Raw genomic sequence first — 12,256 nt, 5'->3', positions numbered from 1 at the left:
TTCTGGGTATCCGTGATCACCCCGAAACATAAGCATTCATGCGGGCGTCAGGGGTTTTGCAGGAGCGACTCCGTAAGTTTACCAGACCGTTGAAAAAGTACTCTTCGAACGCACCAGGGGGGCTGCTTTCGAAGAAGTCGGCCCTGCAAAACGCCCTCAAGCCGCATAGACACTGAGTTGGTGAGGTGATGTTGCGGGGGCGCTACGTATATCGACCTCTTCTGCGGGCCAGGCAGGTGCCAGGTCAGGGAGACTGGGGAGTGGATTGACGGTGGCGTTGTTGCCGCGTGGAAAAAAAGCTGTGAAGGCGGAGCACCCTTCACGCAGATCTACATTGCCGACCTCGATGCACAACGGCGGCGGGCGGCCGCCGAACGACTGCGACGGTTGAATGCACCGGTCATTGAAATTGATGGGGCTGCCGCGCAAGCTGTGAAAGAAATCGTCACGCAGCCTAACACCACCCATGCTCTGAATCTGGCTTTCCTTGATCCGTTTGACCTGGCCAACCTGAGCTTCGACATCATCGTCGCGTTAGCCAGCCTGAAGCGAATCGACATGCTGATTCACGTCAGTCAAATGGACTTGCAGCGGAATGCGGTTTCCTACGCGATTGCCGATGAATCTGCCTTCGATTCCTTTGCGCCGGGATGGCGGGACAAGGTGGCCCGAGGCCAATCGCAGCAAGCATTGCGGCAGCAGGTCCTCCAGTATTGGCGAGGAAAGGTCGCAGACCTCGGGGTGTGGCCATCCACCGAGATGAGGCTGCTCAAGGGCGGGAAGAATCAGCCTCTATATTGGCTGTTGCTAGCAGCGAAACACGAGCTCGCACACAAGTTCTGGGCAACCGCGTCCAATGTGGAAGGCCAGGGTAAGTTCGACTTCTAAGGAAGGTCTGAACAACTCCGCCCCATTGCGCGACAATGCCTCACCGTGATCGGGGTGAGTGCGATGCAGCTGTCGTTCGGTGATGCCGAGGGTCTGGGGAGCCGCAAGCGCACGCGGCGCGAGGTGTTTTTGGCGGAGATGGAGCAGGTGGTGCCGTGGCAGGCGCTGCTGGCGCTGATCGAGCCGCACTACCCGAAGATGGGCCGTCCCGGTCGCCAGCCCTATCCGTTGGCGACGATGCTGCGCATCCACTTCCTGCAGCAGTGGTATGCGCTCAGCGACCCGGCGATGGAAGAAGCCTTGTACGACACGCCGGTGATGCGCCGCTTCGCGCAGTTGGGCGGGCTTGCCGACATCCCGGACGAGACGACGATCCTCAACTTCCGCCGGCTGTTGGAGACGCACGGGCTGGCCGAGAAGCTCTTCGAGCAGGTCAACGCCCATCTTCAGCGCAAGGGCCTGAGCCTGCGCAGTGGCACGATCGTGGATGCCACGATCATCAGTGCGCCGAGCTCGACCAAGAACAAGGCGGGCGAGCGCGATCCGGCGATGCACCAGACCAAGAAGGGCAACCAGTGGTTCTTCGGGATGAAGGCGCACATCGGCGTGGATGACGCGTCCGGTCTGGTGCACCACGTGGAATGCACGGCGGCGAACGTGGCCGACGTGACGCAGGTGTACAAGCTGCTGCACGGCCGGGAAGACACGGTGTGCGGCGACAGCGGCTACACGGGTGCCGAGAAGCGCGAGGAGCTGCAGGACGTGGACGCTGGATTCCTGATCGCGGAGAAGCCGTCGAAGCTGCGTGCGATGAAGAACGAGCGCGAGCGGCGCTACGCCGAGCGGTGGGAGCGCTACAAGGCCAGTCTGCGGGCGAAGGTGGAGCACCCGTTCCGGGTGATCAAGCGGCAGTTCGGCTACACGAAGGTGCGCTACCGCGGCCTGGCGAAGAACGCGGCGCAGGTGCTGACGCTGTTCGCGCTGTCGAACCTGTGGATGGCGCGCCGGCGTTTGTTGCCGACGACGGGAGCAGTGCGTCCGTAAGGCGGGGAAACCCGCCAAAAACCGCCCTGCACGGGCGAAATCCGGCTCGAAAGCGACGCCAGGCCGGCGCCACGATGCCGCAATCCGGGCGGCAGAGCGGGTTGTTCAGACCTTCCCTAAGCGCAAGTCATCGCTTCCGGGTACTCGTCCCACGTGCGGCCCCGGAAGATGCGGCCGTTCGCCTTCTTGTGGCGCTTGACACCGTCGGCACCCCAGCCGCCCCATTGCTTGAAAAAGAATGCCGCACCAGCGGCCTCGGCCTGGGCCTGTAGGTTCGCCACCCATTCTTCTCGCATTGGCCGGGCTTTGTGCCCGGACTCGCCACCGACGATGACCCAGTGAATGTCGCGCAGGTCGATCCGCCCGAGGTCTTCCAGCAGCGGCTCGACGGACAAGAATCGAATGTGCGTATCTACTTTGCGCAGGTGTGCAATGCGCGGAACACCGTACTTCTTGTCTTCGACCGACACCCCAAGCCAAACATTTCTCGGGCAGGCACGGCGAGCAAAATACTCCGGTAACCGTTCCGCTCGCTTGGTGAGGATCTGGTACGTGTGGTGAGGGGTGCGCTCGATGATCGAGAACACACGATCCAGGAAGGCGTCCGGAACGGCCTCGTGGAACAGATCGCTCATGCTGTTGACGAAGTACGTCGTCGGCTTTTTGCGTAGCAGTGGCTGTTCGAGCCGGCTCTCATGCAAGGTGAGCTTGAACCCGTTCTCGTAGCCAGGCGCACCCATGGCGTGGAGCCTGCGCGCCATCACTTCCGCGTAGCAGTTCTTGCACCCCGGTGAAACCTTGGTGCAACCGGTGGTCGGGTTCCACGTCTGCTCAGTCCACTCGATGGTCGATTGAGTCGCCACGTCAGCCTCCAGTGATCATTGAGGCGCAGCACGCGTAACGCGAGTCTGCGTGTGTTCGGACACAAAGGCATCCACCAACCGAGATAGCGCCAAGCGCGCCTGCCGCAGGTCGGGGTCCGCCAGGGCGGCGCGGATGCGTTCTGCCAGTTGGTCGGCGGTGGGGGCGTCTTCCGCCTTTGCCGCATGCACCAGCTGCATGCACTGCTCGATCACTCGGATCGGCGGGCTTGCCTTCCCGCTCTCGTAGCGGCTCACGGAGGACTGTTTCACGCCCAGGAAGGCAGCGAACTCCTTCTGGCTGCGCCCGTTGCGAGCGGCCCTGACCAGTTCTCCAACGCTGGTGATCGCCATTGCCTTAGCCGTTGATGCGTTAAGAGCATAATCTATCACGTCAATGCACGTAGCGCATACACGGCCATACTCCCGGATCTGTTACCCGTGCACGAGAAGACGCGCCTCGGCTTCCCGTCGAGCAACAAGTCCTGGCAATACCCTCCCACCGCCGTGCACCCACCGGCGAAGTTCAGCGGCGGCAGTCGTCCAATCCCGCTGGTTGACCCGCCGCCGCAGCGTCGAGGTCTGCAGCCGCCCCGCGCCAAGGTTGAAGGTGAAGTCCACGATGGCCGCGAGCCGCTCTTCCGGCTCGGTGGCCAGCACCGGGCAGTAGCGCAACGTGGCGGCGAGCGCCACCTTCAGATCCTGGGCGAGGTAGGCCTCGGCCTCTGCTTCGGTGATCGGCGGGTGCTTCGGATCGCACAGATGCCCGTAGCCGATCGTCGGATAGCCGGCCGGGCAGATGTACGGATAGGCCCGGTTGGGATCGTGCTTTGGAACGCGGTGAAAGCCTTCGAAGCGTTTCGCAAGCTCGATCGCTTGAGGTGGCACGCGAATCACACGTGCGTCCATGTCGCCCCTGCCTTGATCATGCCGACGGTCGATTTGCCGATACCGTAGTCTTTGGCGATGCGCCGATGACTGCGGACGTCGGCGCGAACCCGCGCTACCAAAGCCTCGTCGAGCCTGGCTTTGGGGTGTCTGCTTCCGCGCGGCGGGTTGTCTCGGCGCTTGTTGCGCATGTCCCGAAGGTTCTCCGCCTGCGTACCGACGAAGAGATGCTGCGGGTTGACGCAACCGGGGTTGTCGCAGCGATGACACACCACCAGCCCGGGAGAAATGTCACCAAAGACCAGGCGATAGGCGATGCGATGCGTCAATTGGATGCGCCCGTCGTCATCGGCGATCTTGCCGTAGCCTCCCTCCTTGGTCGATGCGAGCCATTGCCAGCATTCATGCGGGGCGCGCACCTCGACCTTTTCCCAGAAGCGCTCTGCAAGCGGTCGGTGCTTGCGGCTCCACGACCGCACAGTCTCGTCCGACCGCCCCATCACCGCAGCCCCTTTTCCAGCGTGCGATTGAGGAACCAGTAGTTCAGGATGCCTGCGAGCAGTGCCTGATCCGCTTCCGACCAAGCTGCGAGCAACGCTGGCCCGAACCCCACGCCCGACTGAACCGAGCCGACGAAGGTCGAGAGCTTCACCCCGGCATACATCAGCACGAAGAGGTAGGTGACCACGGGCCTGACCGTGGTGGACAGCGCATCGGCCCACTTCACGCCCGAGGTTCGGCCCTGCGCCGCGACAGCCTCGCGCAAGGCCTCGATGGCTCCGGTGTTCCATGCTGCGTCGGCCCCGGCGCCGATCTCGGCCATGCGCTGGGCGCCGCGCAGCTTCTCGAACTCCAGCGCCTTGTTCTGCATGGCGAGTTCATGGCTGCGCTCGCCCTTGCGATCGAGCCACTTGAGGATCTCCGGCGCGAGACGGAAGGCCCCGCCCAGCAGCCCACCGAGCAGGGTCTCGATCATTGGCCACCTCCCATCAGCTTCAGCTTGAGGGCGCCCCCGACCAGCAGGGCGGCGAGGATGGCGGTCGTGACCACCTTGATGGTGGTCTGCCACGCGGTGCGGCGCGCGTCGCGCCACGCTTCCAGCAGGTCGCGCAGCTGGCGGATGTCGCGGGCGGCGTGGCCGTTCTCCAGCCCGAGATGGGCAAGGCATCGCTCGGCCCCGCGCTCGGCGGCGCGGTCGAGCAGGTCGTCGAAGTCCTCGCGGCGCAGGAGCAGCATGTTCTCGACGAGGGCGGGGGCTTGGGTCGGTTCAGTCATGGGCGGTCTCCACAACGAAGTTGCGGCGCAGGCTCATGCGGCGCAGCCGCGTGACGCCGGAGCCAAAAACGACGAACCCGCCACGCGGGCGGGTTCGGGGGTGACGGATCGGGGTAAGGGTTCAGACGGAAACGCCGGCGCTCCAGCCGACGGCCTTGTAGACGGCGAGCCTGTCCTCGGCGGCAATAAAGGCGAGCCAGCCGACCTTCGGCGCGTGGTACTCCCAGGCGCCCGCGATCCACACGGCGATCTGGTCGGTCCTGCCGGCCCAGGCGCCGGTGGCGCCAGCCGGCACGATGTAGCGATCACCTTCGGCGGGGCTGGCAGGCGGCGTGGTCGTGGTGCGGCTCGTCACCGACAGGCCCACGACGGCGCCCAGGCGCTTCAGGTTCGCGTCCATCCCGGCGTGCCAGCCGGACTCGCCCAGCGTCCAGCCATAGGCGAGGTCCAGGTTCGGATCGGTCAATGGCATCGGTTCATCTCCTCACGGTATCGCAAGACTCGGCAGTGACCCCAAAGCCGTGCTGCGCGTGCGGCGGTGGTGCTGGTTCGGGTGCTGCCGCCAGTGGCGCCCGACGAGGGGCAGGTGCAGCACGCTGCCCTGCCTGGCCACGAGGCGGGTGAGCAGCCAGTCGGCGCCGGCGTCGAGATCGGCGATGCGTGTCAGCACCGGCTCGACGGCGCTTCGGCGCATCACGATCAGGCCGTGGACATGGCTGGCCGAATGGGCGTGTTGGAAGGCGCTGTAGGCCAGTCGCCGCACGCTGGTGTCGCGGCCTTGCTCGTCCATAAGCGCCTCGTCGGTGTAGGCCAGCACCGCCGACGGACAGGCATCGAGGGCATCGGCCAGCAATGCGAAGGCGCCGGCCTCGTAGCGGTCGTCGGGATCGACGAAGGACACGAGCGGCAAGGTCCCTCGCGCGAAGCCCGCCGCGCGGGCCCTCCCGACACGCCCCGGGATGCCGGGCAGCCGGTGCAGGCGGATCGGCGCGCCGGCGAGGCTGGCGATGCAGGCCTCGCGCCATTCGGTTGGCTCATCGAGCGTCAAGAGGTGCACGTCGATGCGCGGCGGACTCATAGCTGCCCCCGCCGCTGGGCGGCGGCCCCCCGAGGGGGCGCGCCATGATCTTGGGACGGCCCGGCGATCATGGCGACACCCCGCCCCAGTGCTGCCCCCAGCGCAGGCCGTAGCCGGCGCGTTCGGTGGTGCGCGTCTGCGCCTGCCAGCTGCTCAGGCCGTCGCGCTCGGCCTCGATCTCGACGGTGACGGTATCGCCGGCGCTGCCCGCATCTGCCGCAGCGCTGGCCACGTCCCAGGTCCAGGTGTTGCCGGCGATGCCGCTTTGGGTGCGCACCAGCACGCCGTTGCGGTCGCGGATGCGCACGGTGTAGGTGGTGCCGGGCTCGGGGCCGATGTCGCCCTCGTCCTGGCGCACGAGGTAGGCGGTCTGCTGGATGCGGTCGCGGTGCGCCCAGGTGAGGATCAGGTCGCCGGCGACCACGGCGGGCTCGCGCTGGCCGTTGAGCCGGATGCGCCCGGGTGGATACGGCCGCGCCTGGCGGCCGCTGAGCACCAGCGGCTGGCCGTTGGCGGCGAGCACCGCATCGCCCTGGTCGGTGGAAGTGCGCGGGATGGCGGCGACGAACACCGACTCGCCCGGGGCGCGTTCGGTGGTCTCGGCGGCCAGCCATTCGCCCACGCCGATGAGCCGCGTGCTGGCCGGATGGGCTTGCGGTGTGGTGTCGAGCACGCCGCGGGCGAGGTCGAGCGTGCCGGCGGTGGCATCGAAGGCGAGGATGGCCACCGCCTCGCGGAGCTGGCCTGCGGCATCGACCAGATAGGCGTAGTCGCCGATGCTCAGGCGCTCGGGCTGGGACAGCGCCGTCACCGGCACGGCCAGCGCATCGGCCTCGCTCGCCGGCAGTGCCTGGCCGAGCGTGAGCAAGGGCGCGTAATCCTCCGGGGCCACTGCCCCGAGATCGGCGCTCGCGGGCCCGGTGGCGAGCTGCCAGTTCAACTGCCCCGTGCCGCCCGCACAGGCCAGGGCCCCCACGTAGGTGTCGGTGTCGGTGAGGTAGTCGAGATCGGCCCGCGACAGCCGCCGCGCGAGTTCCCAATACGGCACCTCCACGGCCAGCACCAGGGCCGGCGGCAGCGGTTCGAGTGGCGGCTCCTCGAGGCGTGGTGGGGTGGGCGTGAGCACGGTCTGGCCCATGCCGAAGACGTCCTCCACCGCTTCGATGCGCCATTCGGCCGCGCCCAGCGCGCCGGTGTCGATGCCGGTCACGCGCACGACCATGCGCTCGATGCCCAGCCGTGGCCAGTGCAGCAGGAACACCTCGCCCGGCAACGGCGCACGCTCCAGCGTGTCGCGTGCCACGGTCAGGCTCATCCGGGCCAGCGGCGAGCCCAGGGCGCGCAGGTCGCGCAAGGCCAGCCGCGCGGCCAGCGGCCCGTGGTTCACGCCCGGATAGTCGCGGCGCTGGTTGATGACGCCGCCTTGCAACTGGATGGCGGCGAGGTTCTGCACGGAGACGGTCGCCTCACCTCCTGTGGCCCAGTCGGTGTAGACCACGGTGATCTCGTTGGGGAGTTCCCCCCACTGCGCGCGCTCGAAGCGCTCCACGCGCACGATCTCGTCGGGGCCCAGGAGCGGCAGGCTATCGATCCAGTAGTCGTCGCGCAGCAGTTTCAGCTCGAACGTGCCTTGCTCCGGGTCGGTGTAGAGGATGCCGCCGATGTGGTCGAGCACCTGGGCGATGAAGCTCTCGATGGGCTGCTGGCGGGTCCAGATCAGATTGAGGCCGAAGCCTTCGCTCGACAGCGCCCACGCCGCGTTCCAGAAACTCCAGCCGATGCTGCTCTGCGGATAGCCCATGCCCCAGTGCGGGTCGGTCAGGCACTGCACCAGGATGTGGGCCGGGTTCATACCGACGCTGATCTCGCGCGCCTCAATCTCATCCCAGGTGCGGACTTCAGCGTTCCACGCCATCCACGGCGTATCGAACCACCCCGCCGTGAAGCGCCGCACGCGCACGGCCCAGGGTTTGATGTAGGGGTTGTTGGCCGCGAACAGGATCTTGCGTGCCACCAAGGACAGCACACCCCGGAAGGCCGGAATGGAGGGCCCCAGGCGGCTCATCAGGTAGTCGTTGCGCTCCTGACCGGCATGGCCCGGGAGCACATCGATGGTGCCGACCACGCCGCCTTCGCGCTCGTCGCCGCCAAACAGCGCGGGCTTGTCGATCCAGAGGCTGGCGAGCCCGTGGCCGCTTGCGAGCGGCGCGCGGTCGGCATCCCCCCACGCGGTACGCTCGCCCATCTGGATTTCCTGCACCGCATCGACCGGCCCCTGGCACAGCACCAGATGCAGGCCCATGCGGTAGCGGTAGCCGACGGTTTGCTTCTTGCTGCGGCCACCCATCAGCCGTGCTCCCCTTGGCTGGATCGATGGCGGGCGTGCTCGACCACGCGAAGCGCCATCGCATCACCCGTGGCGAGCAAGACCTCGGCATCCACCCCTTCACGCAGGAAGGCGCGAAAGTCCAGGCCCTGCCGCGCAAACCAGGTGCGCGTGCCGTGCACGCACAGGCCCGCGGCGCGCACGTGGGCGATGGTGACGAGGACGTCGCTGCTCATTTCTTGCCGCCTTTCTTCTTGATCGGTTCGGCTTCCAGGTCGCCGTACCAGACGACGTTGGCGCCCCGGATGAGCACAGAGCCGAAGACGACGGGAATGGGCCGGCCTTCTTCGGCCGTGGGGGCATCGATGTCGGACAGCGACGCCGGCTTGGGCTCGGGCGGTTTCGGCGCGAGCGCGACCGAAACCAGCGCCGCCACCACGATGACGACGAGGTACCACATGGCGATCTCTCCAGGGATTCAGAACACGCCGGTCGAGAACGGGTTTTTGCTCGGGATGAACGGGAAGCCGCCGTAGTTGTCGAGGTTGCCGAAGCGCGACGCGCACGTGGCCGTGCTGTGGTCGCAGCCCACCGTCAGCAGCACCTCGGTGCCGGGCTCGATGGTCGTGGGATAGAGCAACTCGACGCCGCCGCCCGTTTCACTCACGATCATGTGGCGCGCACCTTCCGGGGTTTGCAGCCAGCCACCGGCCAGGCCGCCGCTGACGCTGCCGGGCACGCCGCCGTCGAGATCGACGCTGCGCCCCGTGCTGTTGCTCACGATGGCGCTGGCCGTGATCGGTGTCGCCCCGCAGGCCGCCGAATACAGCACGTGGGAACACGTGCGGCTGTAGAGCCGCCGCAAGCCGATGCGCTTGAGACTGACCTGCGCGGACTCGCAGCGCACGCGCGCCGCATCGTCCGCCACTTCGACGCCCAGCACCCGGCCCATCCAGCGCGTGCCGGCGATCCACCAGGTGTCGCTCAATGGGTCGCGCCGGGCGATGCGCAGGGTAACAGAGGTAGCCTCCCCGGTCAGCGAAGCCGCCAGCAGATGCCGCACCAGATCACAGTTCGGCGGCAGCTTGAGTTCCAGCGCGGATTTGGCGGCCTCGGCACCCAGCGCGAGTTCGTTGCGCTCGATGGGCGTACTCACGTACACCGTACCGCCCAGATCGACGTCGAACTCGTGCGGGGTCAGGTGGAACTGCGCGCTGTTGCTGGCGAAGGCGTAGAGCTCGACTTCGGCAAGTGTCGTTGTGCTCATGGTCAGTAACCGACATAGAGGACGCGGTCATTGCCGCGCGGATGCGGCAGTTGACACGCGGTGATGGGCATCTCGACCAGCGTGGGCGTGTGCCAGTAAAGATCGACGGCGTCGTGGTCGAGGCGGCAGCGCGCAAGCCGCACCACGCGGCTGCCGGCGGGCACCGGCACGTCCAGCCCCGAGCGCAGCACCAGCACGCCGCCCGCATCGCGATGGGCCGTGGCCGTGAGCGCGTGCTGGCGCGTGCCGTCCGGGTGCAGGATCAGCGCGGCGGCGGGGCGGTGCCAGAAGGCCGAGATCTCCTCGCCCGTCACCCGCAGGAAGCCATCATCGGGGTCAGCCTCTGCCGTCACCCGCAGCACCGGCGCCAGCCCATCGGGCAGCCAGAAGGCTTCCAGGCGGCCTTGCGTACGCCACAACCGCGCGCGCCAGCGTTCGATCTCCTCTGCGCCGGCCGCCAGATAGCGCCGCTGGAACGTCGTCGTCGGCCACGGGTCATCGCGGCGCGCCCACGGCTCGGCGGGCGAGAGGTCTTGCCGGGTGAGCGCGGCCTGCGCGGTGGCGGCCGGATCCTCGCGCCAGTTGCCGTCGGGCCAGACCGGCAGGCCGTCGAGCATGGGATCGTCGAGCAGGTCCATGTCCGGCATCGCCGGCAGCGTGAGGCTGGCTGTCACGCGGCCGCCGGCCACGCCGGGCACCCACTGCGCCAGATCGGCCGCCTCCAGCGCCCGGCCCCACACCAGCGGCAGGACTGCCGCGCCTGCCGGCACCGCGCGCGCCAGCGGCGCATCCAGCCAGAGCAGGTCCGGCTCCACTTCGGAGATTGCCACCACCTGCCAGCCATCGGCGGCGATCACCAGCGCCTGCGGCATGGCGGTGTCCACGCGCGCAAGGCCGAAGTCTGTCAGGCGCAGCTCTGCCGTCGGCGGCTCCCACCAGGCCGCGTCGAACGCCGTCACGGCCAGCGCCTCATCCCCCGCCTGCGCCGGCTGCACGAGCGCGCACGCCCGCTGCGGCAGCGGCCACAGCGCCAGTTGCCCGAGATGGTCGGCCAGCCAGTCGGCCACCAGCGCATCGCTGGCGCGTCCGTGGCCCACGTGGTAGGTCAGCGTACGGCGCGGCGCCAGGCGCAGCGCCTGCCGCGCCTCGTTGCCGCTGGCCAGCCGCGCGACGGCCGTCTGCCACTGCAAGCGCTCGATGAGCGGTTCGGCCCAGTCGTGGCGGAAGGCAAACACCCCGCGCGGGGCGTCCGGCCAGGGCGCATCGCCGAAGGCATCCATGCCGGTGGCAACGATGGCGCTGGATGCCGTGTCGCGGCGCAACACTTCAACCAGGAAAGCTGGCGCATTAACGGGCGGAATCGGCGCAGCCAGCGATTCCGCCAGCAGTATTGCGGCCCGATCGGGCGGCCAGGGCGAGGCGGCCGTCTCCAGCGTGAAGTCAGCCGCGGCCGCACCGAAGGCCGCCCGGGCGAGCACTTCGCCACGCAAGGCGGCCAGCCCGCCGCCTGCAACCGGCGCGCTGCTGAGCTCTACCCGCTGCTCGGCGACGGTGCGCTCGGTCATGCCGACTCCACGCCGAACTCAGCCGCGTTGAAGACGGCTTCCGTCCACTGCACGTTGCCGTTCGGGTTGCGCTCGAACAGCGCCGTGTGCCAGGCCAGTTGCTCTTGCAGGACAAGGCTGGAACTGACGGCGATCTGCGTGCCGCTCTTGACCAAGCCCTTGACGCTGCCCAGACCGGCATCGGTCTTGCGCGCCAGCAGCGTCACCTGCACGCCGTGGATGGCGGGCGTGGCCATCGCCGGCAGCGGCGCGATGTCGAAGCTCTGGCGCAGGCCGGCCGCATCCGCGCGGATGCCGCTGGCCTCATCGCCGTCGCTCACCGCAGCCCAAGCGCTGGATGCGCCTTCGACCGTCCACTGGTTCAGTGCCCCGTCGGCCTGGGGCTGGAGCGCATCGACCCGAACGTCGCCGAGGAAGTTGTTGTTGATCGTGCCGCTGGTGTCGGCGAGGTACAGGTCGTCCACATCGACGGTGACCGGGCAGGATTGGCCCGGCACGCTGCCTGCGAAGGCGGTGAGCAGCGGCCCGCCGCCCTGGGTGGTGTTCTGCGCCGACAGGGTGATCGCGAGCACGCCGTTGAGGCGCACGTTCAACGTACCGTTGCTCGTGCCCTGCACGACCTGCAGTTCGACGTAGTGCCACCCCCGCACGGCCGCCGTCATGACCGAGGTCGAGATCAACTGGTCCCAGCCGCTCATCCCCGATCCCGTCCGCCGGTAGAGCTTGAGCCGGCCGTCCTCGCCGATGCGCACGAGGTGCGTCACCTGCGCGGTGGTGTCGCGCACGCCGAGCAGCACCGGCTCCTCACCGGTGTTCTCGAACGGCGCCACGCGCACAGCGGCACCCATGATGAGGCTGGTCTTGGTGGCATCGAGGTTCTTGACGTAGCCGCCGCCGGCACCTGCCGGCAGGCGCAGGGCGTAGGACGACGGCCGCCGGCCCTGGATGCGCATGGCCTGCGGCGAGAGATACGCCGCCTTGCCGCGCGCGAGCCACGGCAGGCCGAAGTCGTCCAGCTGCTGCGGGTCGTAATGGTCGAAACCGTCGATGAAGAGCAGGGCCATG

General features: G+C 67.9%; 16 protein-coding genes. 2 read left to right on the top strand and 14 right to left on the bottom strand.

From position 1 onward, the window contains the following. The first annotated feature begins 210 nt into the window (after positions 1-210). Entirely contained in the window at positions 211-888 is a 678-nt protein-coding gene (gene tcmP, locus ACYVHH_RS15885; RefSeq protein ID WP_084362503.1) for a three-Cys-motif partner protein TcmP, read from the top strand. A 63-nt stretch (positions 889-951) separates the two neighbouring features. Beyond that, the gene (locus tag ACYVHH_RS15880) at positions 952-1,932 is read left to right on the top strand and encodes an IS5 family transposase (RefSeq protein WP_062196790.1); all 981 of its coding nucleotides are present in this window, start codon (positions 952-954) and stop codon (positions 1,930-1,932) included. 116 nt (positions 1,933-2,048) lie between these two features. On the opposite strand, the gene ACYVHH_RS15875 is transcribed toward ACYVHH_RS15880, so the two are convergent. The 14 genes from ACYVHH_RS15875 to ACYVHH_RS15810 form a co-directional block, all read right to left on the bottom strand. Next, complete coding sequence (locus tag ACYVHH_RS15875; RefSeq protein WP_062196789.1) at positions 2,049-2,795, bottom strand: DUF5131 family protein; 747 nt, start codon at positions 2,793-2,795, stop codon at positions 2,049-2,051. 15 nt (positions 2,796-2,810) lie between these two features. Next, the gene (locus ACYVHH_RS15870) at positions 2,811-3,146 is read right to left on the bottom strand and encodes a helix-turn-helix domain-containing protein (protein ID WP_062196788.1); all 336 of its coding nucleotides are present in this window, start codon (positions 3,144-3,146) and stop codon (positions 2,811-2,813) included. An 81-nt stretch (positions 3,147-3,227) separates the two neighbouring features. After that, complete coding sequence (locus tag ACYVHH_RS15865) at positions 3,228-3,701, bottom strand: lysozyme (protein ID WP_460566144.1); 474 nt, start codon at positions 3,699-3,701, stop codon at positions 3,228-3,230. Next, positions 3,686-4,180: an HNH endonuclease signature motif containing protein gene (locus ACYVHH_RS15860; protein ID WP_460566143.1), complete on the bottom strand. Its 495-nt coding sequence runs from the start codon at positions 4,178-4,180 to the stop codon at positions 3,686-3,688. The genes ACYVHH_RS15865 and ACYVHH_RS15860 overlap by 16 nt, the downstream gene beginning before the upstream one ends. Continuing rightward, positions 4,180-4,656 carry a hypothetical protein gene (locus ACYVHH_RS15855; RefSeq protein WP_460566142.1) on the bottom strand — a complete coding sequence of 159 codons (477 nt, stop codon included), beginning with the start codon at positions 4,654-4,656 and terminating at the stop codon, positions 4,180-4,182. The genes ACYVHH_RS15860 and ACYVHH_RS15855 overlap by 1 nt, the downstream gene beginning before the upstream one ends. Next, positions 4,653-4,955 carry a DUF6127 family protein gene (locus tag ACYVHH_RS15850; protein ID WP_460566141.1) on the bottom strand — a complete coding sequence of 101 codons (303 nt, stop codon included), beginning with the start codon at positions 4,953-4,955 and terminating at the stop codon, positions 4,653-4,655. The genes ACYVHH_RS15855 and ACYVHH_RS15850 overlap by 4 nt, the downstream gene beginning before the upstream one ends. A gap of 121 nt (positions 4,956-5,076) precedes the next feature. Beyond that, complete coding sequence (locus tag ACYVHH_RS15845; RefSeq protein ID WP_460566140.1) at positions 5,077-5,427, bottom strand: DUF2793 domain-containing protein; 351 nt, start codon at positions 5,425-5,427, stop codon at positions 5,077-5,079. 12 nt (positions 5,428-5,439) lie between these two features. Further along, positions 5,440-6,033 carry a hypothetical protein gene (locus ACYVHH_RS15840; RefSeq protein WP_460566139.1) on the bottom strand — a complete coding sequence of 198 codons (594 nt, stop codon included), beginning with the start codon at positions 6,031-6,033 and terminating at the stop codon, positions 5,440-5,442. Between the two features lie 67 nt (positions 6,034-6,100). Next, entirely contained in the window at positions 6,101-8,380 is a 2,280-nt protein-coding gene (locus tag ACYVHH_RS15835; protein WP_460566138.1) for a phage tail protein, read from the bottom strand. Beyond that, positions 8,380-8,595 carry a hypothetical protein gene (locus ACYVHH_RS15830; protein ID WP_062196798.1) on the bottom strand — a complete coding sequence of 72 codons (216 nt, stop codon included), beginning with the start codon at positions 8,593-8,595 and terminating at the stop codon, positions 8,380-8,382. Before ACYVHH_RS15830 ends, ACYVHH_RS15835 begins: the two co-directional genes overlap by 1 nt. Further along, positions 8,592-8,819, bottom strand: a complete 228-nt coding sequence (locus ACYVHH_RS15825; protein ID WP_062196799.1) for a hypothetical protein — start codon at positions 8,817-8,819, stop codon at positions 8,592-8,594. The genes ACYVHH_RS15830 and ACYVHH_RS15825 overlap by 4 nt, the downstream gene beginning before the upstream one ends. An 18-nt stretch (positions 8,820-8,837) precedes the next feature. Then, positions 8,838-9,626: a DUF2163 domain-containing protein gene (locus tag ACYVHH_RS15820; protein ID WP_062196800.1), complete on the bottom strand. Its 789-nt coding sequence runs from the start codon at positions 9,624-9,626 to the stop codon at positions 8,838-8,840. A gap of 2 nt (positions 9,627-9,628) precedes the next feature. After that, entirely contained in the window at positions 9,629-11,191 is a 1,563-nt protein-coding gene (locus ACYVHH_RS15815; RefSeq protein ID WP_062196801.1) for a hypothetical protein, read from the bottom strand. Further along, positions 11,188-12,255: a hypothetical protein gene (locus ACYVHH_RS15810; RefSeq protein WP_460566137.1), complete on the bottom strand. Its 1,068-nt coding sequence runs from the start codon at positions 12,253-12,255 to the stop codon at positions 11,188-11,190. The genes ACYVHH_RS15815 and ACYVHH_RS15810 overlap by 4 nt, the downstream gene beginning before the upstream one ends. Position 12,256: the final 1 nt, after the last annotated feature.

It is taken from the genome of Hydrogenophaga aquatica (assembly GCF_054780915.1).
Note: the sequence above shows the minus strand (reverse complement) of the source record. Positions and strands in the feature narration are given on the sequence as shown.